The sequence below is a fragment of the uncultured Methanobrevibacter sp. genome, assembly GCF_937898925.1.
Lineage (GTDB): Archaea > Methanobacteriota > Methanobacteria > Methanobacteriales > Methanobacteriaceae > Methanobrevibacter.
On sequence record NZ_CALDKF010000032.1, the window covers coordinates 1 to 21,618 of the forward strand.

General features: G+C 32.7%; 34 protein-coding genes. 1 reads left to right on the top strand and 33 read right to left on the bottom strand.

The annotated features are described in order from the left end of the window. A partial coding sequence (locus Q0409_RS02485) for a cytidine deaminase (RefSeq protein ID WP_298534747.1) occupies positions 1 to 320 on the top strand: 320 nt, incomplete at its 5' end. Between the two features lie 148 nt (positions 321 to 468). Here Q0409_RS02485 and Q0409_RS02490 read toward each other — a convergent pair. From Q0409_RS02490 to Q0409_RS02650, 33 genes are all read right to left on the bottom strand, one after another. Continuing rightward, entirely contained in the window at positions 469 to 1,020 is a 552-nt protein-coding gene (locus Q0409_RS02490) for a hypothetical protein (protein WP_298534750.1), read from the bottom strand. A gap of 360 nt (positions 1,021 to 1,380) precedes the next feature. After that, positions 1,381 to 1,548, bottom strand: a complete 168-nt coding sequence (locus Q0409_RS02495; protein ID WP_012955682.1) for a 50S ribosomal protein L14e — start codon at positions 1,546 to 1,548, stop codon at positions 1,381 to 1,383. After that, positions 1,548 to 2,066, bottom strand: a complete 519-nt coding sequence (cmk, locus tag Q0409_RS02500; RefSeq protein ID WP_298534752.1) for a (d)CMP kinase — start codon at positions 2,064 to 2,066, stop codon at positions 1,548 to 1,550. The genes Q0409_RS02495 and cmk overlap by 1 nt, the downstream gene beginning before the upstream one ends. Then, on the bottom strand, positions 2,066 to 2,332 hold the full coding sequence (locus Q0409_RS02505) for a 50S ribosomal protein L34e (RefSeq protein WP_295604715.1): 267 nt from the start codon (positions 2,330 to 2,332) through the stop codon (positions 2,066 to 2,068). The genes cmk and Q0409_RS02505 overlap by 1 nt, the downstream gene beginning before the upstream one ends. A 772-nt stretch (positions 2,333 to 3,104) precedes the next feature. Further along, positions 3,105 to 3,713 (bottom strand): DUF106 domain-containing protein, encoded by a 609-nt coding sequence (locus Q0409_RS02510; protein WP_298534754.1) that lies wholly within the window; start codon positions 3,711 to 3,713, stop codon positions 3,105 to 3,107. A gap of 303 nt (positions 3,714 to 4,016) precedes the next feature. Then, positions 4,017 to 4,574, bottom strand: coding sequence for an adenylate kinase (locus Q0409_RS02515; protein ID WP_298534757.1), 558 nt, complete (start codon positions 4,572 to 4,574; stop codon positions 4,017 to 4,019). 104 nt (positions 4,575 to 4,678) lie between these two features. Continuing rightward, complete coding sequence (gene secY / locus Q0409_RS02520; RefSeq protein WP_298534759.1) at positions 4,679 to 6,043, bottom strand: preprotein translocase subunit SecY; 1,365 nt, start codon at positions 6,041 to 6,043, stop codon at positions 4,679 to 4,681. A gap of 556 nt (positions 6,044 to 6,599) precedes the next feature. Next, the gene (locus tag Q0409_RS02525) at positions 6,600 to 7,037 is read right to left on the bottom strand and encodes an uL15m family ribosomal protein (RefSeq protein WP_295604724.1); all 438 of its coding nucleotides are present in this window, start codon (positions 7,035 to 7,037) and stop codon (positions 6,600 to 6,602) included. A gap of 12 nt (positions 7,038 to 7,049) precedes the next feature. Beyond that, complete coding sequence (locus Q0409_RS02530) at positions 7,050 to 7,508, bottom strand: 50S ribosomal protein L30 (RefSeq protein WP_295604727.1); 459 nt, start codon at positions 7,506 to 7,508, stop codon at positions 7,050 to 7,052. An 11-nt stretch (positions 7,509 to 7,519) separates the two neighbouring features. Then, positions 7,520 to 8,161: a 30S ribosomal protein S5 gene (rpsE, locus tag Q0409_RS02535; RefSeq protein ID WP_292778384.1), complete on the bottom strand. Its 642-nt coding sequence runs from the start codon at positions 8,159 to 8,161 to the stop codon at positions 7,520 to 7,522. Further along, on the bottom strand, positions 8,158 to 8,739 hold the full coding sequence (locus Q0409_RS02540; protein WP_298534761.1) for a 50S ribosomal protein L18: 582 nt from the start codon (positions 8,737 to 8,739) through the stop codon (positions 8,158 to 8,160). Before Q0409_RS02540 ends, rpsE begins: the two co-directional genes overlap by 4 nt. Positions 8,740 to 8,750: 11 nt before the next feature. After that, positions 8,751 to 9,197, bottom strand: coding sequence for a 50S ribosomal protein L19e (locus tag Q0409_RS02545; RefSeq protein WP_298534762.1), 447 nt, complete (start codon positions 9,195 to 9,197; stop codon positions 8,751 to 8,753). A 493-nt stretch (positions 9,198 to 9,690) separates the two neighbouring features. Beyond that, the gene (locus Q0409_RS02550) at positions 9,691 to 10,017 is read right to left on the bottom strand and encodes a 50S ribosomal protein L32e (protein WP_298534763.1); all 327 of its coding nucleotides are present in this window, start codon (positions 10,015 to 10,017) and stop codon (positions 9,691 to 9,693) included. A gap of 17 nt (positions 10,018 to 10,034) precedes the next feature. After that, positions 10,035 to 10,574 (bottom strand): 50S ribosomal protein L6, encoded by a 540-nt coding sequence (locus Q0409_RS02555; RefSeq protein ID WP_298534765.1) that lies wholly within the window; start codon positions 10,572 to 10,574, stop codon positions 10,035 to 10,037. A gap of 10 nt (positions 10,575 to 10,584) precedes the next feature. Beyond that, the gene (locus tag Q0409_RS02560) at positions 10,585 to 10,977 is read right to left on the bottom strand and encodes a 30S ribosomal protein S8 (RefSeq protein WP_012955669.1); all 393 of its coding nucleotides are present in this window, start codon (positions 10,975 to 10,977) and stop codon (positions 10,585 to 10,587) included. Between the two features lie 14 nt (positions 10,978 to 10,991). Beyond that, on the bottom strand, positions 10,992 to 11,144 hold the full coding sequence (locus Q0409_RS02565) for a 30S ribosomal protein S14 (RefSeq protein WP_295604739.1): 153 nt from the start codon (positions 11,142 to 11,144) through the stop codon (positions 10,992 to 10,994). A gap of 40 nt (positions 11,145 to 11,184) precedes the next feature. Beyond that, positions 11,185 to 11,709 (bottom strand): 50S ribosomal protein L5, encoded by a 525-nt coding sequence (locus tag Q0409_RS02570; protein ID WP_298534768.1) that lies wholly within the window; start codon positions 11,707 to 11,709, stop codon positions 11,185 to 11,187. After that, a complete protein-coding gene (locus tag Q0409_RS02575) occupies positions 11,706 to 12,440 on the bottom strand; it encodes a 30S ribosomal protein S4e (protein ID WP_298534770.1) in 735 nt (244 codons plus the stop codon). The genes Q0409_RS02570 and Q0409_RS02575 overlap by 4 nt, the downstream gene beginning before the upstream one ends. 1 nt (position 12,441) lies before the next feature. Then, positions 12,442 to 12,786 carry a 50S ribosomal protein L24 gene (gene rplX / locus Q0409_RS02580; RefSeq protein WP_298534772.1) on the bottom strand — a complete coding sequence of 115 codons (345 nt, stop codon included), beginning with the start codon at positions 12,784 to 12,786 and terminating at the stop codon, positions 12,442 to 12,444. Positions 12,787 to 12,801: 15 nt separating this feature from the next. Further along, positions 12,802 to 13,200 (bottom strand): 50S ribosomal protein L14, encoded by a 399-nt coding sequence (locus tag Q0409_RS02585; protein ID WP_012955664.1) that lies wholly within the window; start codon positions 13,198 to 13,200, stop codon positions 12,802 to 12,804. A 1-nt stretch (position 13,201) separates the two neighbouring features. After that, positions 13,202 to 13,522, bottom strand: a complete 321-nt coding sequence (locus tag Q0409_RS02590) for a 30S ribosomal protein S17 (protein ID WP_292778405.1) — start codon at positions 13,520 to 13,522, stop codon at positions 13,202 to 13,204. A 10-nt stretch (positions 13,523 to 13,532) separates the two neighbouring features. Further along, complete coding sequence (locus Q0409_RS02595; protein ID WP_298534775.1) at positions 13,533 to 13,865, bottom strand: ribonuclease P protein subunit; 333 nt, start codon at positions 13,863 to 13,865, stop codon at positions 13,533 to 13,535. Between the two features lie 41 nt (positions 13,866 to 13,906). Beyond that, positions 13,907 to 14,251, bottom strand: coding sequence for a stress response translation initiation inhibitor YciH (gene yciH, locus Q0409_RS02600; RefSeq protein ID WP_298534777.1), 345 nt, complete (start codon positions 14,249 to 14,251; stop codon positions 13,907 to 13,909). After that, entirely contained in the window at positions 14,252 to 14,458 is a 207-nt protein-coding gene (rpmC, locus tag Q0409_RS02605) for a 50S ribosomal protein L29 (RefSeq protein WP_012955660.1), read from the bottom strand. It lies immediately after the preceding gene. A 20-nt stretch (positions 14,459 to 14,478) separates the two neighbouring features. Continuing rightward, entirely contained in the window at positions 14,479 to 15,252 is a 774-nt protein-coding gene (locus Q0409_RS02610) for a 30S ribosomal protein S3 (protein WP_298534779.1), read from the bottom strand. Positions 15,253 to 15,255: 3 nt separating this feature from the next. Further along, positions 15,256 to 15,723 carry a 50S ribosomal protein L22 gene (locus tag Q0409_RS02615; protein WP_295604753.1) on the bottom strand — a complete coding sequence of 156 codons (468 nt, stop codon included), beginning with the start codon at positions 15,721 to 15,723 and terminating at the stop codon, positions 15,256 to 15,258. Between the two features lie 12 nt (positions 15,724 to 15,735). Then, entirely contained in the window at positions 15,736 to 16,146 is a 411-nt protein-coding gene (rpsS, locus tag Q0409_RS02620; protein ID WP_292778415.1) for a 30S ribosomal protein S19, read from the bottom strand. Between the two features lie 17 nt (positions 16,147 to 16,163). Then, on the bottom strand, positions 16,164 to 16,889 hold the full coding sequence (locus Q0409_RS02625; RefSeq protein ID WP_295604757.1) for a 50S ribosomal protein L2: 726 nt from the start codon (positions 16,887 to 16,889) through the stop codon (positions 16,164 to 16,166). Positions 16,890 to 16,901: 12 nt separating this feature from the next. Further along, a complete protein-coding gene (locus tag Q0409_RS02630) occupies positions 16,902 to 17,162 on the bottom strand; it encodes a 50S ribosomal protein L23 (RefSeq protein ID WP_295604758.1) in 261 nt (86 codons plus the stop codon). 46 nt (positions 17,163 to 17,208) lie between these two features. Beyond that, the gene (gene rpl4p / locus Q0409_RS02635; protein ID WP_292788489.1) at positions 17,209 to 17,973 is read right to left on the bottom strand and encodes a 50S ribosomal protein L4; all 765 of its coding nucleotides are present in this window, start codon (positions 17,971 to 17,973) and stop codon (positions 17,209 to 17,211) included. A 14-nt stretch (positions 17,974 to 17,987) separates the two neighbouring features. Then, positions 17,988 to 18,998 (bottom strand): 50S ribosomal protein L3, encoded by a 1,011-nt coding sequence (rpl3p, locus tag Q0409_RS02640; protein ID WP_298534785.1) that lies wholly within the window; start codon positions 18,996 to 18,998, stop codon positions 17,988 to 17,990. A 652-nt stretch (positions 18,999 to 19,650) separates the two neighbouring features. Next, positions 19,651 to 20,466 (bottom strand): putative RNA uridine N3 methyltransferase, encoded by an 816-nt coding sequence (locus Q0409_RS02645; RefSeq protein ID WP_298534787.1) that lies wholly within the window; start codon positions 20,464 to 20,466, stop codon positions 19,651 to 19,653. Positions 20,467 to 20,876: 410 nt separating this feature from the next. Continuing rightward, the gene (locus Q0409_RS02650; protein WP_298534789.1) at positions 20,877 to 21,581 is read right to left on the bottom strand and encodes an METTL5 family protein; all 705 of its coding nucleotides are present in this window, start codon (positions 21,579 to 21,581) and stop codon (positions 20,877 to 20,879) included. Positions 21,582 to 21,618 lie beyond the last annotated feature (37 nt).

A 21,618-nucleotide genomic window follows, 5' to 3' on the forward strand; every position in this document is an offset into this window, starting at 1 on the left:
GATATAATGGAAATCCGAGAGGAGAGGAAAACTGCTGTGATAGGGGAAACTGTAAAAGAATGAACCTCCCATCCAATTCAGGAAACTACAATGACTGCTTTTCAGTACATGCTGAACAGAATGCTATGATTTCTGCAAGAAGGAAAGACATGCTTGGAGCAACCATTTATCTTGCAGGAGAAATGTCTGTTGATGGGGATTGGGTAGAAATAGAAGATGCAGAACCTTGCCCAATATGCTTTAGAATGATTAAAAACTCAGGAATTGACAAGATTGTGAGTAAGAAAGGCATATTGAAATTGCGCTATCCACTTCAATAAAAAAGATCTTTTAATTTTATTTCTTTTTTATTATTTATTTTTTTATTATCTATTTTTTATAATCTATTTTTTATAATCTATTTTTTATAATCTATTTTTAAAAAAGAGTTTATTAGCTATTTTTACTAATTTTATATCAATTGTAGTATTAAATTTCAGGATAGTAATCGATATCATATCCTAATTTTTTCATAATCATTAACTCATCTCTTGCATCTACAATTGCATTATGAGTTTCAGAATAATCCTTTTTTCCCAATATGCGAAGCATTTGCTCAACACCATACCCTCTTCTTAATCTGCCAGTTCCACAACAAGGCATATGATTTGGAATATGTGGATTATGCTGTTTATAAGCAGCTACCTTCATAATGTCTCTCCAAGAAAATCCATCATGAAGTTCAGGCAAATGGCGTTTATCAAAAGAAGCATTGTAGGCAAGCAGATCCTTAACACCATTTGAATTAAGCAAATCCTTTAGGTCATCAATAGCATCGGGCCTATGTTTTATAAGGATTTCATGTTTTGTCAATCTCATTGAATTTGAATACATACCCCCTATCTTTTCAGCTCTAGGCAAGATGTAATATCTGGAATCAGTTCTTTCAAAATTCTTGGATTTTGCAATTAAAACACCTATGGACATCACTTCATCTTTCCAATTTGTTTCCGTGTCTATAACTGCAAACCTTTTTGACATAATACTCCCCAAAATAAGTTTAATAGATTTTAAATTAATTTATACTAAATTTAGATTAATAATATTCAATAATATTAATTTTAATTTAATAATTTATAAAAATAACTAATATTAGAATGATAAAAATTTTAAAAAAAGATAAAATAAACAGTAAAACAAATAAAAAAAGTAATTTAAAAAAAGAAAAAATTTAGAACTCATCACAAAAAACCTTGAAAAAAATTTTAATCAAACTTTTTTTAAAAGTTTGGATGATGAATTCTTATCTAATACACAAAAATGTGCTTTAATTTTAATATATAAAAAGTTAAAAAAGTAAATGTAAACTAACTAGAATTTAGAATTGATGGAATAACAAACTTATTCCATGATAGGTTCTAAATGGTTAATGTTACAACGTCTGTTTTTAACTTCGTCTCCTTTTACTTCTACGAAGTTTTCATCAATGATTGCAACAATTTCACATTCTTTACCTGCTTCTCTTCCAGCAGTTTTAATACATTTTCTACCAACTTCTATAGCTGCCATTATATCACCTTTAATGTTGTTAAAATAATTTCCGCAATACTGTCAGGATCAAAGCTGTCAGTATTTATAATTAAATCATAAATATCCATATTTCTAATATCTATATTATGAATATCCATATATCTTAAAGCTTCACTTTCTTCACGGGAAAGAATTTCCTCTTTTGCAAGCTCAATTGATTTGTCTTCTCTTTCACATACCCTTTTAGCTCTAACTTCTAAAGGAGCAGTGAAGCAAACTTTTAAATCCGCATCAATGAAGTATGCAGAAAGTCTTCCTTCAACAATAAGATCTTGAGCTTCACGCGCAAGTTCAGCTTGTCTATTATCAATCTCTTTATCGATGTCAGTATTATTTTCAGCAAATTTGCCGAATTCAACAGGAGTCATTCCTCTCTCTGCAGCCATTTCTCGGAATATTGCACCCGCAGAAACAAATGGAATCTCTAATCTTTCAGATAATACCTTTGCAGCAGTTGTAGTTCCACTACCTGCTGTCCCACCGATTGTTATTATCATTATTTTCTTGCCTCATCTTTGAAATGTTTACGAGCACATTTTGGACATAAGTATCCACCAAATGGACGGTTAGGTCTTTTTTGAGATTTTGCTAATTTGCCAATCTCGTAAGGACGTCCTCTTGGAACACCATGTAATACAGCACCACATTCAGCACATACATGCTTAGATGGTTTTTTCTTTTTATATCTTAAAACATTAACTCCGCCAGGAGTTTTTGTGTTTACTCTTTTATATGATCTTGATCTAAATCTATTTGCAGGCATGTTCTCACCTAATTTGTTTTTTTAAAAATATCTACAAATCGTATATCAAATTGTCTTAATCTGTAGATTTGAAGTAAAATACATAATAATATTAAAATATCTTAATATCTTAAAATCTAAAATTTTGAATAAAAGATATTTTGAAAAATATCATGAAAAAAGTATCATAAAATTAGAATGAATTCAAAAATAAATTAAAATTCATTTAGTTAAATGATTAACACTATTTAATATGATATTTAACTAATATATACTTTACTGTTTTCTATACTTTTTCTTTAGAATTAAACTTCTCAAAAGATCAATCTTTCAAAGCTTAATCCCAAGTAAGAAAAATTACAGAAATTAAATTTTAAAATCCTGGCAATTTCCAACAACCCAAATTAAGTAGGCAGGTCCCACTTAACATGCCAATCATTAAAAATTTACCAAAATTTAGTATTACATATATCGTACTTTTGGGATTACGATTTTTTCAAATTTTAATTTTATTTCTTGAATGAAACTAGAAAATAACTTAGATTGATGAATATTTAGAAAGTCATATACCATCAACAAGTCATTAAATAAATACTAGCAACTAACTATAATTAAATTAATTTTACGATTAATTAAATTGAATAGTTATGGAAAACTTTCAATTTAATAGAATTTTATTCTTATTAAATAATAAGAAAAAGATTTGCTAAATTTTTTACTTGAAAAAATGAAATTTTTATGAATTTTTTAGATGAAAAAATTTCAAAATCAAACTTCATGAATTTTTCAAAATTTAGAAACCGTTTTTGAATCCCATAAATTTCCTAATGATTTGTGACATTCCAAATGTACAAATGAAGTACCACCATAACCATCCGATTCCATATGGAATGGTAGTTATGTTACCACCATAAAGCATTTGCCCTAATGAGTGGAAAATCGGAGTTAAAGTACAATAATAAACAGCTGGAGGAAATACAACAATAATATCTTTTATTGAAGATTGCCACATCCAAGCAAAGATTAATAAGATTGGAATCATAGTAACAATCATTGGTCTAAATGACATTTTCATAATTTCAGATTGGTCTGACATCATATCCATTTGTTTAGCTTGAACCTTTGCCATTTGTTTAGTGTCTCCACTAGCTTGAGCTTCTCTTAACTCTTTTTGCAAGGCTTTTGATTTAGCTTGCATTTCATTCATCTTATCCTGGTCCACTAATAATTTTTGAGCGGTTACTGTTAAAAGGGATATGATAAATGATATCACAAATACAGTAAGCACAGGGTTATTAGGGGTAGGATCCATTTGAACTAATGGATTAAGAACAGCATTCATAGCATCAAACACTGGTTGAAGCCAGGAAATACCTAATAAAAAACTACCTTGATACGCCATTTAATTCCTCACATGTTTAATAATTTTTAATAGTAAATTATAATTTTATTTTCTTTACAAATTTCAAATAAATGCATAATTGAAACATTATGCTAAATTCATAATTTCATAAATTCTTTAAAAATACAATAAACTATTAAGTTATAAATTTTTTACAAATTTATAAATTAATAATTTAAAGTATAAACTAATCAGATACCAAATGATAAAAGTTTAAAGACAAAAATTTAAGATAAAAATTTAAAATAATTAGAAAAAATCTAATTATTAAAAATTCTCATTTTAAATCAATCATATGCCTAATTATTTTAAAAGTTCAACCATTTTTCTAACGGTTGATGGCAAATGATTATCATGATTATTAATAATTTTTACAGTTGCTCCAGTTAAAGTAGCGTAAGCCATAGCTGCAGCTCTGTTCATTTCTTGATGTAACTGAATATCCTTTGCCTTTTCAGCATCTCTTTGTCTGGTTTCATCGCTCATTCTTCTAACCATGATCTCATCAGGATGAGCTTCAACTAAAATGAAAGTGTCCGGATTTAATCCTTCCAATACCCATTTAGGAAGACCTGGCAAGAAACCAGCAGGTGTGCTAATAGTACAATGAGTGTCAACAATTACATTTTCAGATTCGGATTTTTCCTTAATTCTGAGTCCTGCTTCTTTTTGAATCTCCTTTTGAGTGTCTGCAGGTAATTTTCTTAACTCATCCCTATTTTCAACAAGACCTTTTTCTACAGCGATTTCAGTCATGATATCTCCATAGTTTAAATGAAGATAATCCACTTCTTCTAATGTCTTTTTAAGTACAGTTGTACTTCCAGAACCTGGAATACCAGTTAAAACTACCAATTTCATTTAAATCCCTCTCACATTAAACATTAAAATTTAATTTTTAAATTAACTAATAATAATCACAAAAAGAAAAAATAAAGGAATGATTATTTAATCATTTCCAAAATTTATTCAAATACTTTTCTTAACATTGGGTGCATTTCCATAAGTTGCTCTTGAGCAATTTCCTCATAAAGCTTGTATACAATACCTACAGTAAGCAATACACCAGTACCTCCTCCAAGAGCACCGGTTAAGTCAGCGATAAATGCCAATATACCTACAAACAAACCACCGAGAATTGTAAGAGCTGGAATATACTTTTTCATAATCATATAAAGTTGTCTTTTACTGCTTCTGAAACCAGGAATTTGTATACCTGAATTATAAAGTTGTTTAGAAACTTCTTTTGCATTCAAAGAACCACTGATTTCTACCCATAACCAGGAGAAAAGCACACAACAAGCTAAGAAGAAAATACCATAGAAAACTACTCTCAATGGATTGGTAAACAATACGCTTAAACTATTTGGAGTGGTTAACCATAATGCAAGCCCACTGATTGGTCTTCCACCGGAAACTTGGCCCAAAATAGGGAAACCAAGTTTTTGGAATACACTTGCGAAAAGTGAAATGTTAACAAGAAGCGCACTTGTTAAAATAACCGGCATGTTACTTGCATAAATGAATTTCAAAGGATATTTACCTACAGATCCTCTGATTCTACCGTGTCCTCTTACTTGACCATGAGAAATAGGAATTTCTATTCTCATACTTTCACCATATACAGCCATCAAGAATACAATGATTGTTGCAATCAATGGAATCAATATAGCGAAGTTAGGAGCTCCTCCGATAATGGATTGGATAAATCCAGGAAGAATACCTGAAGCAGTAGTGGATGCCGCAGTAGCTGGCAAGAAGTTAAATGTTCCGGTAATAATTGTTTGTGCTACACCTGCAGCAATGAACAATCCTACACCACTACCGAATCCCCATTTTGATACTACTTCATCAAGGTATAAGATCAAGACTGCCCCAATGACCAATTGGAGAATCATAATACCATAAAATGAATTGTCAATAGGCACTAAACTTCCAGTAAGCACTAAAACTGCTGCCTCGAATATTGTGAATAAAATAGCTAATAATTTTTGAGTACTTTGAAACATAGCCTTATGTTCATGTTGAGATAAGTCTAAATTTAATATTTTTGCACCGACCAATAGTTGCAATACAATGGATGCAGTTACAATAGGACCGATACCTAAAGTAAGTATTGACCCAAAACTACCTGCCATAACAGCCCTTAATTGGGCAAATTGGTCAACTGCAGCTGGACTCAAACCATATAAAGGAATTTGAGTTAAAAAGTAATATATAACTAAAACTATAGCTGTCCATTTAAGCTTTTCACTAAAGTCTTGCCTATGAATAGGAGTCTTGACCTCAGGAAGCAACTTAAATATAGGCTTAAAATTCTCTAAAATCATTTTTTCCCCGTTAATTATTATCTATTAATTCAAATCAGATTTTATTTATTTTAATAAGAATAAATTAAATTCCAACTTTGAATTTTACTAATTTAATAAATTTTTTATAATTTGTTGTAAATTTGTTTAATAAATTTTTAATGAAAATCCAAAATATTAGAATGAATCACATAAGTGATTAAATCAGCGATAAAAATCATCTAAATTCGCCTTATATATTATATATAATATTATAATATTTTAGATTAATAATAAATATAATTTTTATATAATATAAACTATTCGATAAATAATACAAAAATTAATTAAATTAATATTAAATTCTAATGAAATTAATGAAAATTAAAATTAAAAATTAATATTAAAAATCAAATTTTAAAAGTTAAATATTAAAATTAAAAAATAGCATTAGATATAATATTAAAAATAGTTAAAATTATTTAAAAATAGTTAAAAAAATAAAAAAAATGAAAACTAGTTAAAGAGCATAACACTCCCAAACTAGTGAAAAGAATTTTGGTCCAGGTTTTGTGGCCGAAGGCCAACAAAAGCTGGGTTATAATTCTACAGCTTCTCCGCCAGCTTCTTCAATTTTTTCGATTGCGCTTTCAGAGAATGCAGGAGATTTGACTACTAAAGGAATGTCAAGAGATCCGGTTGCTAAAACTTTGTTGTAACCTAATTCAGTTACATCAATTACAATAACATCGTCTTCTTTAGTTGCAATTCCTTGTTCTACAAACTCTTCAGCTTTATCATTCAAGAAGTTTAAGTTGACAGGATAAGATTTGTGGATAGTTTTTTGAGGTCTTTTGAAACCGTGTTTACCGAAGTAATATCTGTTTTCAATTACGGTAGTGGACCAGTGGTGTTTTCCAGCTCCAGCTTTACCTTTACCACCTTTGTTACCTGCTCCTCTTCTCCTTTTGACAGAGCCTCCACCGTTAGATCTGGAACCTCTCATCTTATTAATCTTTTTACCTTTTCTAATCATAATAATCCGCCCTTAAGCCATTCTTTTTGCAAGATTATTAATATCTTCGCCTCTGTAACCTAAGGATCCGCCTTCGTTTACAGAATGTCTAATTCCTTTGTATCCTTTTCTTGGAGGATGTAAACGGAATACAGGTTTCATATCAATATCTTGAGCTTTGAGTTCTCCATTGAGTAATGCATTAGCTAATTCTTCGAAGGTAGAGTAATCAGTGTTTTCGCTCAAGTATTCTTCAGAGAGACGAGCTCCACCAACTAATCTTCCTCTTTTTTCAACAAGTTCAGTGAGAGTTTCTAAATCAACTTCACCCCAAGTGATGTAGTCTTTTGCTTTTTGGAGCATACCTTTGTAACTTGGGTTTTCATCAACTAATACAGCATGACTAATTCTGTTTAATCTTAACATTTCTAAAGTACTAGCAATGCCTTGTTTAACACCAGTAGTACCTCTAATTCTAATTACTAAATACATGATACCACCGTTTATTGGATTACTCCCATATTTTTAAGGTCTTGTTCTGAAGCTTTCATTCTGCTTGCTTCTTTTAAAGCTTCGAATACAGCATTAGCAAAGTTTACAGTAGTTTGGGTTTGTCCACTTGCTTGAGACCATACGTCTTTGATACCAGCAAGGGAAAGGATGGTTTTACCAACATCACCAATAGCTAAACCTACACCTGCAGGAGCAGGTCTTAAGGTTACGTTTACACTACTTGCTTTACCGGTTACTTTGAAAGGAACAGTGTGTTGTCTTCCACAAACACAACCCCAGTCTCCACAACCTCTTCTTACTTTAATAATGTTATATTTAGCGTTATCTACAGCTTTTCTGATAGCAGGACCTACTTCTCTAGCTTTACCTTGTCCTAAACCTACATAACCATTTTTGTTACCTACAGCAACGATTACTCTAAAGTTTACTTTTCTACCAGATTTGTGCATTCTTTGAACTAAATTTACATCCATTACTTCTTCTTCTAAATCAGGAAGTAATGCATCTACAATTTCTAATTCCATTATAGGGAGACCTTTTTCGAAGATTTCGTCAATATCGGTGATATTTCCTGCTTTTACTTCTTTACCTAAATTGGTTTTAGGTTCCCAATCATCCATATTAAAGCTCATAATTCAGCCTCGTCAATTTTATTTTTAATTTCTTCAAAGTGTTCAGGCAAATCAGTAGGTTGAAGACCTTTAGCTAAGTATTGGGAGAATTTTTTGTTTAATTCCTCTTCATCTAAGCTTTCTGCATATTCTGCAATGTGTTCACCATTAATTCTGTCTTCAGTAGGGATAATAGATTCACCGTATGGTACGTTTAAACCAGCATCTGCAGCACCTTTAACAGCAGCAAATACTTTTGATCCTCTAATAGGAGATTTTAAACCAATGTCAGCAACTGCATAGTCGATACCTGCTGCAACAGCTTTTTTACCACATAAGTATGCAGTTAAATAAACAGCACTAGTGTTTTTGTTTCCTGCTAACCAACCTAATTTGTTTAATTCTTTACTGTGAGCTGATACAACAGTTTCATCACCGTCTTTACCAACATTGATCACTTGAACAATACAGTTAGCGTTGGAAATTCTTACAACTAATCTGGATTTATCTACATCAACTAATTTCGCTCTAGTAGCATAATCAGTTTTACCTTCTCTTCTTCTTCTGAATGCTACTTTATAATTTGATCCGCTTGCCAAGTCCATTCCTCCTATTTGATTAAATCATGGTCTCTAGCGTAAGTTTTCATGTAAGATTTACTTCTGAAAGCTCCACCTTTTGCCATTTTGTATAATTTACGGTAGGTAGTACGGTCAATTTCACCAGCGTCTCTCATGTCTTTTAAGTCAGTTCTTAAAGCACGGATGGTTTTCATCCAGACTTGTTTCTTAGGAGTACGAGCGTTTTTAGCTCCTTTGATACTACCTCTTCCTTTACGTTTACCTTTTTTCTTTTGCTCTTTGATTTTTTTAGATCTGTAGCTACTAATACCAGTTTTTGGTTTAGCTTTGATAATACCTTGATCTATAAGTTGTTTGATACCGTCTCTTGTAATAGCTCTAGAAACTTCTTCAATTTCATCAGGATCTATCCATACACGGTTTACTCCAACTTTAAGTATACTAGCAGCTAATCTTTTTTGTGTAGTAAGATTCATTAATAATCCTCCATTTAGTTAGCTGATAAACTTGAATAAAATTTCTTCAAGTTTCCCTTTAATTCAAATAAATTAAAATTCATTTGTTAATTTAATTGTTTTAATTTAATTGTTAGCTCTTTATAAGAAAAAAGATTCTCTTGCTTGACTTTTGGCCAATATATTTAAAAAATAAATTTTCCATAAATTTACTCATTAAATTACACACAATTAATTATTTAACCTTTATCCCGGAATTTATTATACTAAATTCCCGAATCAATTAATTGATTAGAATCATTGTCATATATGTTGTGGTATGAGGTTAAAGACGTATTCAATAATCCCTTACCAACTTTATACAACGCCCCTATTTTTCTTACAAGTAAGCTTTTATAAATTTATGATTTTAAAAATTTACTTTAAATTAAATCGCATAACAATTTTTAGGAAATGAAAAAACTTAGTTTTATCATCTATCATGAGAAAAATTTAAATTTTTCTTTCTTTACATTTATTTATTTAAAACTTTTATACCTAATTCTGATGCTTTTTCTAACATCAATTCTTTTTTACGTTTACCAATAGTAGCACTGATTCTTGCAGCTTCAGTTTCGCCGTCAAGTGCTTCTAATTCTTTCATGTTATTAACAAGAACATCTTTGTAACCAGAAGGATGTAATCCTCTAGTAGCTCTAGGAGTACGATAACCGATAGATGGCATTGCAGGTTTACCTGCTTCGTATCTTCTCATTTTACTAGTTTTTCCTCTAGGACGTCTCCATTTGGTTCCTAATTTTTTATAACGAGCATATTCTTGTCTTTTAAAATCTTTACTCATTCAAATCACCATTATAACTATTCTCTACTAGTTAAATAGATACCATCCTGGAATACTCTAGGATCTTTACCTCTAATTTTAGTAGCTTGTTCTAAGTTAGCCATAGTTTGACCGACATCTTCCTTGTTAACACCAGTAATGATTACTTCATCACCTTTAACTTGAACTTTAGCATCTCCAACGATTTTTGAAGATCTAGGATGTCTTTCTCCAATAAAGTTCTCGATAGTAACAGTTTTTTCTTTGTCTTGAACTTTTACAGCCATTGGAAAGTGAGCAAATACAATTTTCATATGATAAGTGAAACCATCGGTTACACCAGTAATCATATTGTTGATGTGAGCTCTAGTAGTTCCAATCATGGATTTGTCTTTCTTTTTAGGGAAAGCGGTTTCAAGAACAACAAGATTATCTTCTTTTGCAATAGTTACATTAGGATAAGTAAATTTTCTGGAAGTTTCACCATTTGGTCCTTTTACAGTAACTTCATCTCCAATTATAACTTCAACGCCTTCAGGGATTTCAATTTCTTCCCTTATAGCTGCAGCTAATACCATATTTAATCACCTAATACATGTAAGCCAACAAACGTCCGCCGATACCTCTTTCTTTAGCTTCTCTGTGGGTCATGATACCTTCAGGAGTAGTTACGATTAAGATACCGAAGTTCTTTGCTGGTAAATATCTTTTTTCGAATTTCTCAAATTCATCTTTCTTTACAGCATGACGAGGTTTAATTACACCACATTGATTGATGTTACCTTCCAATTCTACTTCGAATTTTCCAGCTTTGTTGTCATCTATAAATTCAAATTCACCTATATAATTCTCTTTTTGCATAGTGCTTAACACGCGTCCAATTAATTTGGATGCTGGAGAAATAGTACAGTGGTCATTTACTTGACGTTCGTTATTTCTAATGTTTGTTAAAGCATCAGCAAGAGGGTCCATAAGAGTCATAATAAACACCTTTCTTAATTATATTTTTTAAATCCTATTTTAGGAGCAATTTCTCTAAAACATTGCCTGCATAAGTTGAGTCCGTATCTGCTTACAATAGCAGAGTGGTCTCCACAACGGCTACATTTTTTTGCTGCTTTTCCGTATTTTCTTGGCAATATAATCACCTTAACATATCATTTTAATTTCAAATTACCTTTTGCAGGATTATTCGTAGTCCTCTTCCTCAGCAATGGTAACATTGAATTTTTCTTCCATAAATTTCATAGTTTCTTCAGGAGTGATTCTATGTCTTTTTGGAATAGATTTCTTTTGGATTTTTCTTCTTTTAATTCTATAACCAGGTTTTTCAAAGGTGATAGAAAGATTCATACCAAAAATACCAATATCTGGATCATATCTCATTCCAGGAATATCAATATGTTCTCTAATACCGAAAGAAACATTACCTTGTGCATCAAATTGACTAGGTCTTAATTTGTTGTTAATACCTTCTAAAACCAATTTAATTGCATCTTCAGCTTTTTCTCCACGGAGAGTTACTTTACATGCAATAGGTTGTCTTTTTCTGATACCCCATTCTGGGTTAGTTACTTTGGAATAGGTCTTAACAGGGGTTTGACCAGTCATGTTTTCAATAAGAGTCATAGCTCTTGATAATTTTTCACCAGCTTCACCAACACCAATGTTGATGGTAGCTTTTGAAATGATAACTTCATTCATTGGGTTCATTGGTTAACCTCCAATAAGTCAATAGCTGGTTCATCTTTACCGATTACAAATGCATATTCTTTTAAGGTTAAGAAAGAATCGCCATTTGCCTTTTCGATAATTGCAGTATTTGGTTTGGAAGATTCATCCACAATAACTTCTTGGATTTTACCGAGTTCACCAGTGTGTTTACCACCAGTAACGAGTACAACTACACCATCTTCAAATTTGAAGTTTTCTTTGATTTCCTGTTCAGGAATACCAATGCATATTACATCTTGACCTGCATATACATCTTCATCAACTAAAACGTTTCTACCATCGTGAAGGTTTAATTGGGTTTTTCCGCCTTTAATAGTAGATTTGTTTACGACTTTAGCTAATTTGTAAGTTGCATCTTCTGCAGAAATTGGGTGTAAAGTTAATCTTCCTTTAGTATCTAAAAGGATTCTGTAATTTTCTTCAGTTTTAGGAATAGTTAAGACATCCATAAAACCGACAGGGAATTTATAATCTTTTACAGCTCTTCCATCAATTAATACATTACCTGTATTGATAATTCTTTTTGCTTCTCTGGAGTTATCAGCAAGACCTAAAATGTCTCTGATGATAACGAGTAAAGGTAAAGAATCTTCAATAGCGTGAGAACCAGGAGCAGGTTTTACTGTCCAGGTGTCTTCTTTAGGATGGATAGGCCAGCTTTTAGGTGCTTTATACCTTTTAAGATGCTTTCTAGATCCCATTTTTGCCATCTTATTCCTCCATATTTAATCTTCTTTCATCTTTTAAATCAGCTTCAATAATCATCAAGTTGGATGGGTGGATTGGAAGCAATACAGCGTTTCCGTCAGGTTTGCTTAAAGTAACTCCTTCAACGGTAACTTTGTATCTTTTTGCATCAATAGATTCAACTTTTCCTTCATGACCTTTAAAGTCACCACGAACAACTTGAACTTTGTCTCCAACTCTTATTGGTAAAGATCTTTTACCAATGTCTGCTCTTAAATCTTTGCTTAAATTAGCACTCATGAGTTTACGACGAATGTGTAAAGGAGCAGTGTAGAGAGCTTTTCTTTGTTTTCTTGGTTGAATTGACATTTAATCACCATAAACTTAAATTAATATGCTTGCTGCACTGCCTACACTAGGCCATTTGTCAGCTGCTTCTTTAGCAACAGGTCCTCTGATTTCAGAACCTTTCAATACTCCTTCAGGAGTAATGATTACTGCAGCATTGTCTTCGAATTTTACACGAAGACCATCAGCACGTCTGTATTCTTTTTTCTGTCTTACAACAACTGCGTTGACAACTTCTCTTCTCATATCAGCAGTCCCTTTCTTTACAGAAGCAACTACCATATCACCGACACCAGCTACGTCGAGTCTTCTACGAACACCTTTAAATCCTTTTACAGAAATAATTTCGATTTCACGAGCACCAGTATTGTCAACACATTGAAGTCTTGCACCAATTGGTAAAGCTTTAGTTACGCTGGATGTAGTAGGTTTCATTCTAATCATCACCTTTTACTTCAACTAATACAAAGTGTTTAGTTTTACTTAATGGTCTACATTCTGCAATTTTTACAGCATCACCAATTTTTACATCAAGACAATCAGGTTTGTGAACGTTAATTCTTGATTTCCTTTTTTCGTATCTTTCATATTTTCTAATGAACTTGTAGAAACTACGTTCTACAGTAATAGTCCTTTCTGCTTTATTAGTAGTAACAACACCTTCAAGGACTTGTCCTCTAACAGATAAAGTACCATGGAAAGGGCAGTTAGGATCATCACATTTAGTTTCTGGTTCCTTAACATTAAGACCAACCATTTTATCACCATTAAATTTTTTTATATCTTCTTTTTATCCTATCTTCAGGACGATTCAACAATATTTTACCATCAATTTCAACTATGGTCCCATCCGGAACCTTAAATTGAAATACAGAAACATCTTTCTGAATTAATTTCTCTTTATAAATAAAATTAAAATCATTCTGATTAGAACTTAAGTCTTCATCTTGAACATTTTCCTTCACTTCAATCCTTAAAGTCTTTTTGGTTTCATCAATGACTGTTCCCTGTAGCCCTATCAAAGAGGGATTGGAACTGTCAACAACTTTAAGTTCTAACCCAATTAATTCATGATAGAATATATTTTTTGAGCTTATCATTCTAAGCCTCAGTATGTGAATTTAGGATATGAATTATGACATTAATGTCTTCTTCTCTTATTGTATTTCTTATCAGAATCTCTGATTTCAATAGTGTCGGAAGAGAATCCCATTTCAGATAAAACCTCTTTAACTCTTGCCTTATGATCTCCTTGGAGTTCAATTTGGCCTTTTTTGGCAGTTCCTCCACAAGCACATTTTGCTTTAAGAGTTTTAGTGAGCTCTTTAATGTCTATATCGTGTTCATCTATACCTTCGATAATAGTCATGAGTTTTCCAAATCTTCTTCTGACTGTAAACACTTTTACAGATTGAACTTCTCTTGCAATTTCCTCACAAACACAAAGTTCTTCAGGAAGACCACATACATCACAGATTTTTGACATTTAATTCTCCTTCTGTTTTTGGTTCATAATTGTAAGAACACGAGCAATAGTCCTTTTGAGTTCTCTAATTTTACCAGGGTTTTCATTAACACCTGCAGCAGCACTTTTGGAAACGTTTTTAGCGAGTTCCGCTTTGAGTTCCACCAATTTTTCTTCGATGTCCTCAATTTCCATTTCCCAAATTTCTTTACTTCTTAAAATTGCCATTTTCTCAACTCCTTAAAGATTTATTCCTCTTCGGAATCTTCGGTAGCTGCTTCAAGTTCTTCGAGGTCTTCTTCAGCTTCGACTACTTCTTCAACTTCTTCGATTTCTTCTAAGTTTTCGAGGTCTTCTTCAGCTTCGACTACTTCTTCAACTTCCTCTTCAGCCACTTCTTCTTCAACAATTTCTTCTACAGGTTCTGCAATAGGAGCAAGAATATCAACTTTATCAGGTAAAACTGCTTCAGGAGGCATGATTCTGACAACGATACCTAAAACACCAGGTTTTAAAGGTGCGGTAGCGAAACCTTCTTCTACAAATCTGGTTGCAGGTTCACCACATTTCTTGATGTAACCTTCAGTAAATTTAGCAACAGCAGATCTGGAACCTCTGATTTTACCGGAAATAGTTACTTCTACACCTTGAGCTCCAGCACCCATGATTCTGCGGATAGTGGAATATGCTACTCTTCTGAAGTGCATACCTCTTTGAAGCATGTTTGCTATTTTAGAAGCCATGATTCTAGCGTTCAATTCAGGTACGTCAACTTCTTTAACTTCCACTTGAGGGTTGTCCAAGTCAAATTTGGTTTTAAGACTTTGGGTAATAGCTCTTACGGTTTTTCCACCTCTACCAATTACCATACCAGGTCTTTCAGCATAAACGATAACCATAGTTCCTAAAGGAGTAACTTGGATGTCCATTCCTCCGTAACCTGCTCTTTCGAGTTCTTTTTCTAAATATTCATCAATTTTGGTTCTTCTGAGACCTTCTGTAACGAAATCTTTTTCTATCATTATTTAAGCCTCCACTAAAACTATTTGAATATGGGTAGTTGGAGTGTTGAATGGAGTTACTCTACCAAATGCTCTTGGTCTAGCTCCTCTAATGACCATACCTCTGTGGGAAGAGATATGTTCAATCTTAAGGTTTTCTACATCCATACCTTTGTATTCTGCATTTGCTTCAGCATTTTCAATAACATTTAAAATTGCTTTAGAAGCTTTTACAGGGTATCTTCCAGCAGCCCAACCTTTCATACCTTTTCTGTGACCAACATCTCTGTTGTGTCTTTTGAAAGGAACAGCTTTTTTCATTTCAATTACATCATTTAAGTATGCTTTTGCTTTAGCAACATCCATGCCTCTAATTGCACTACAAATTTCCACACAATGTTTTGGGGAAACTTTAAGGGATCTTGCCATAGCACGTGCTGTTTTGGATTCATCAGCATCTTTATTGTTATAAGCGTATTTGTTTTTAGCCATGTTTTAATCTCCTTATTTAAGTGGTACAAACATAGATGATCTAGTAGCTCCCATACCTGGGTCACCATGTTGAACTCTAGCTCTGGTTGGTGCGAATTCACCAAAGAAGCATCCTAACATTTCAGGGGTGAAAGTTACTTCAACAAAGTCTCTACCATTGTAGATACCGAAAGTGGTTCCAACCATTTCAGGAATTACAATCATATCTCTACAGTGGGTTCTAACTACTACAGGTTTTCCACCTTTCTTATCTTGTTTTTGTAATTTTCTCATTTTATCCAACACAGACTGTTGTCTTGGTAAGAATCCTCTTTTTAAGGATCTTCTTTGTCTTGCTGGTAAAAGTTCAATAAATTCGTCCAAGGACATTTCTTTTAATTCTTCAATAGTATATCCTCTGTATTTAAATATTTTTCTAGCCAATGACACATCTCCTTAAATTATCTTCTTTTTCCAGTACGTTTAGCTGCAATTGAACCAACTTTTCTTCCAGGTGGTGCGTGTCTTGAAATAGTAGTAGGACGACCTGGGTGTTGTCTGTTACCTCCTCCGTGAGGGTGGTCAACAGCGTTCATTGCTACTCCTCTAACAGTCATAAACTTCTTACCTTTAGCTTTATAAGCATGCCATCTGACACCTGCTTTCAAGAAAGGTTTTTCTTTTCTTCCTCCACCAGCTACAACACCGATACTTGCACGGCATTGAGGATGGAAAGATTTTAATTCACCAGATGGTAATTCTACAACAGCTTGAGTTGCATCATGGGTAATTAAAGAAGCATAAGTTCCAGAAGATCTTACGAAACGACCTCCGTCTCCTGGAGTGTTTTCAATATTGTAAATTGGAGTACCTTCAGGGATTTCAGCTAATGGTAAAGTGTTACCGAAACTGATAGGTGCTGAAATACCGCATTCGATATCATCATCAACTTGAATGGTTTCAGGAGCTAAAATATGTCTTTTTTCACCATTTTCGAATTTAACTAAAGCAATAGGAGCAGTTCTTGCAGGGTCGTGAATGATTTCTACGACTTTACCTTTTAAACTACCTTCTTTTTCTAAATCATCGTATGCTCTGTATTGGATTTTATCTTTGAATCTGTGAGAAGCAACACGATGAGCAGGAGTTCCTCTTCCTCTACGTTGGTGTATTAATCGTTTTCCCATAATCAGTCCTCCTTAGAATACTCCCATTTTAACAGCTACATCTTCAGCTTCGCCTTCTTCAGTGAGTTTGACATAAGCTAATTTAATACCTTTTGGAGTAATGTGAGTGTTGACTCTTGCTACTTCTTGGTCATATAGCTGTTCAAAAGCCTTTTTGATTTGAGCTTTTGTAGATGTTCTTCTAACAACAAAAGCAAGTTCGTTGTTTTGATCAATTAAATTCATAGTTTTCTCAGTTACATGAGGTTTAACAATAATTTTATAAGGATCCATAAATATCCACCTTCTTAAACTATACCTAATAAATTCCCACAGGAATCTATTGGAATAATCCTCCTAATTTTTCAACAGCGGACTTAGTATAAACAGTTAACCTACCAGCATGAGTACCAGGTGCTAATAATTCAGCATTTAAGTTTTCTGCTGTAACGACTTCTACACCAGCGTGGTTTCTTGCACCTAAGCCAATGCCTTTGTCTTCAGCTACAACCACTAAAGGTCCTTTGCTGGATTTGTATTTACGTCCTCTTGTTTTTCCTCTACCTGCTCTTATATGTTTGCTGTTTTTAGCTTTAATGATATCATCGTAAACTCCTAATGCTTTGAAGATTTCACGAGTTTCACTAGCAGTCTTAACAGTTTCCAAATCATCTTCAACAATAATAGGAACTTGTTCGAGATTTTCGATTTTGTGACCTCTGCCAGCAACTAATTCTTCATTGGTAGTAGCTGCAACAGCAGATCTGATTGCAAATCTTCTTTCCTTATTGTTTACTTTTTCGTGATGATTCTTTTCAGCTCTTACAGGGTGAGCTTTTCTTCCACCTTTAGCTTGTGGAACGAATGCTGCTCTAGCACCGCTTTTGATTCTAGGTACCATAGCTGCACCTCTACCAGATCCCCAAGATTCTGCAGAAGTTCTTTTACCTGCCATAGGGTCATTACCCCAAGGTTGGATTCTTGCGGATTGAGCGGAAAGAACTGCTCTTTTAATAAGGTCAGGTCTGTATTCTTCACTAAAAATAGCAGGAAGTTCGATTTCTTCTTTTACTTCCCCTTGAATTGAATAAACATTAACTTTCATTTGACTCTCCCCTCTTATACACCTTGTTTAGAAGCAGTACTAATAAATTCAATTTGAGGAGCTGCTTCATCAGCTTTCTTAGGTCTGATAGCTTGTCTAAGAATTACTAATCTTTTAGTAGGGCCAGGGACTGAACCTTTAACTAATACGTAGTCGTTTTTGACTAAACCGTATCTGATAAATCCACCATCAGGGTTAACTGCATCCACTTCGGATACATCTCCGATTTTTAAGACTTTCTTGTTAAATTCAGTTCTTTTGTGGTATCCCATTTGACCTGCTTGTGCAACAGTCCACATAGTTCTTTCAGGAGACCAAGGACCAATGGAACCTACGTGTCTTCCTTTTCCACTTCTCATAGCTTTACCGTATTGAATTCTAATATTCCATCTTTTTACAACCCCTTGGACTCCTTTTCCTTTGGTGGTTGCAATAGCGTCTACATATTGTCCTTCATTAAAGATATCGCTTGCTCTGACTTCTTCACCTAATAAGTTAAGTGCATAGTTTAATTTTTCTTCAGCGGAACTTCCACCTAATGCACATTCAAAGATTTCAGGTTTTTTCTTAGGTACGCTAGCCATCTTAGGGTTAGTGTGCACTAAAACTCTAACATCTTCAGTTTTGTCTAAAGCGTCTTGTATTTTTGCAATAGCTTCAGATTTATCATAGTCTTTAGGAAGGGTAATTTTCCTAGAGAGCTCTTCATCCAAATTATCTGCAATAACTTCGGTGATAGCTTTAAGTCCATGAGCAGTTTTTTCGTATGATCTTATCCCCATGATTACAAGGGGTGGTACTTCCAAAACAGTTACAGGAGTGAAAACAGTCATACCGTGGGATGGAGAGTTTTTGTCATTGTCTACAACCATAGCATGAGTCATACCTGCTTTGTAACCTGCAAGACCTAAAAGTTTTGGTTCTTCATTACTTGGCCAAGCTTTGATTCTTGGAGTTTCTTTAGCTACTCTTTTACGAGGGCTAAATGCCACAGAACCTTTTCTTGGTTGGTGATGTCTTACCATTCTTTTCCTCCGTTTCTATAATTTTTTCCTATAATTAATCAGTCTAATCTATTAAAATATTTTAATTTCTATTAATCTATTAAAATAGATTCTTTTACAAATTTTGATTCATTGATCCAATCATTTTCTTTAAGTTGTCTAATCTTAAATTAAATTCTTAATCAATAAAATCTCAGAATAAATAGCCATATTTGCTCTTTTAGTCAAATCGCTAAAATTCTACACTGTTTAAACTTGATTATTCAGTTTATAGTTAATAATTTAGCATACAGTCTCCTAAATCAATCTAGATTGAGCATACAGCCTAAGTTTAAATAATAATATCTAATAATATCTAGATTAAGACTGTAGAGGCAAAAATTAAACAGCATATAAGCTAAATAAAGCTAGATAAACGTGAAAAACAAGCTCAAACTTGTTTATGTACTTCTCAAAGATTTATTATAAAGTTGTCTAGACTTCATAACTTATCCCATGTCTTTATGGAATATCTCCATTGCGGAGCAAACTTTATAGTGTCTAATTATAAAGCAAATCCTTGAAAGCTAAAGCTGACAATAGCTAAAGCTTCGATCTATATGTTTTTTTAATGTATTTATAATATTACGTATTAACGCTACGTAAATGCGGAAGTTAATAATGAACTATTAACTTAAAGTATGTTGAAAATAGCTAAAGTTGAAATTACAGCTTCTTCGGTTCTTACGGTCTCGGTTCCTTGATTTGGAATTGTATTTAACTTTATAGTTTCCCACTTGGAACTTTCCACATTTTCTGAAATAGAAGAATATGGTCCTCCGAACACGATAGCTATATGATTTGAACTTTCTACTTTAGATTTCAATTCGTCAAAAATAGTATCGATTGTATCTGCATACTTTGTAGTTTCCACCACAAAGTCGGGATTAACTAATTTTAAGCTATTTTTAAGACCTTTATTAGTAGATAATGTCTTAAATCCCCAGTAAATGTCATCTGGTTCATCAGGTGTGACTATTACCTCTTTAGCAAACTTAGTGATTTTAAATGAAAATATTTTATTCACAGTAAGTTGCTCTTTGCAAAACGCCAACTTATCCATACCTATATCTACAAAGGTACCTTTCTTGTTCCTTTTAACAGTGTATCCTTGTCTGTAATCGCCTAATTCAGCTTGACCAACAGGATGGTGAGGCACTCTTAAAGGAGGCAATATTCCAACATGCCTTAATTCAGGCTTTATAGGGATTGCCTTTTTCCTAAGGTATTGTGGAGTATCCATATACTTGAGAATTTCAGCTATGAAATCTCCATCCTCTGTCTGTTCACTGTCCGGAATTGAAAGATCTTTATAAACAACGACTTCATCAACTTCAAACAAAGCTAAAGCCCTACCAATTAAACCCACTTTTGATGTTTTTAATTTTAAGTCTTTAGTTTCTGCCAAGAATGAATTCGGTATAAAGACTGACACTTTATTGTTTTGCATATTATCAAATTTTAATTTTTAATCCATATGCAACATGATTGAACATTTAATAAAGCATTTAGTCAAAAAGAGCTAAAATACCAATTAAATCTAAAATCCGTAAAAATAAGAAAAAATAAATATTCATGATTAACACGATTTAAATAGCTACAAAACATAGCCCAAGCTAAACCATCAAAAAACCTATGAAAATTGATTCTTTACACTGATATTTAACATTAGACAGATGTTTAATACCAATAAATCATGAAAATTAAATAAAAAATTTAAAAATTTCTTATAAATTACATAATGTAGACATATAGATTAGTAATATTTAAGTTATTTATAGTATATAAAGGTTTTGCTAAAAAAAGTAGTTTTCATATTATTAAAAATTCCAACCTTCAAAACAACCACTAAAATAACAATTAATCAAAATTCTCAACTCTCAATACAACAACTTTTACATCCCGAGACTCTTCATTATGAAAATCATAGATTTTTGGAATTGGAAACTTATATACCAATTTATGAGTGACCTCTGCACCAAGATCCCTATAGTAATCAATTACAAACTCTTCAGTATTCTTCATATGAAATGAGTAAATGACATCAGCACTGCCAACTGCAAATTCCATAAATTTTCTATCAGCATGCCTTTTTCCCTTCTCTTGAGATCCAAAAGGTGGGTTTTGAATCAAAGTGTCAAATCTATTTAATGAACTTTCATTATTATTGATTTTGCTAAGATGGCTTTCATTTAATAAATCACTTATTGAATTAGATGAATTAATGTCTCCAACTATGAAATTTGTATTATTGACATCTACATCATATTGTTCAGATATGCTATTTTGAGTGATTTTTGCTAAAGCTATTGATTCACCGTCAATGTCAACACCTAATGAATAGCTTGCACCCATAAGTGAAGATGCAATTGCAAATATTCCAGTGCCACACCCAAGATCCAAAATATTCATGCCATCGATATCACCTAAACCATATGCATTCCACACTAGATCTGCAGCAATTGTTGCAGGAGTGGAATACTGTTCAAGTCCAACCTTTGGATTTGGATGATTCGGAACTTTTTCCAAAATCATTTCAAGATGTTTCTTTTTTGAAATTTTCATAAAATCACGAGAATAAAAAAATATAATTATATAATAT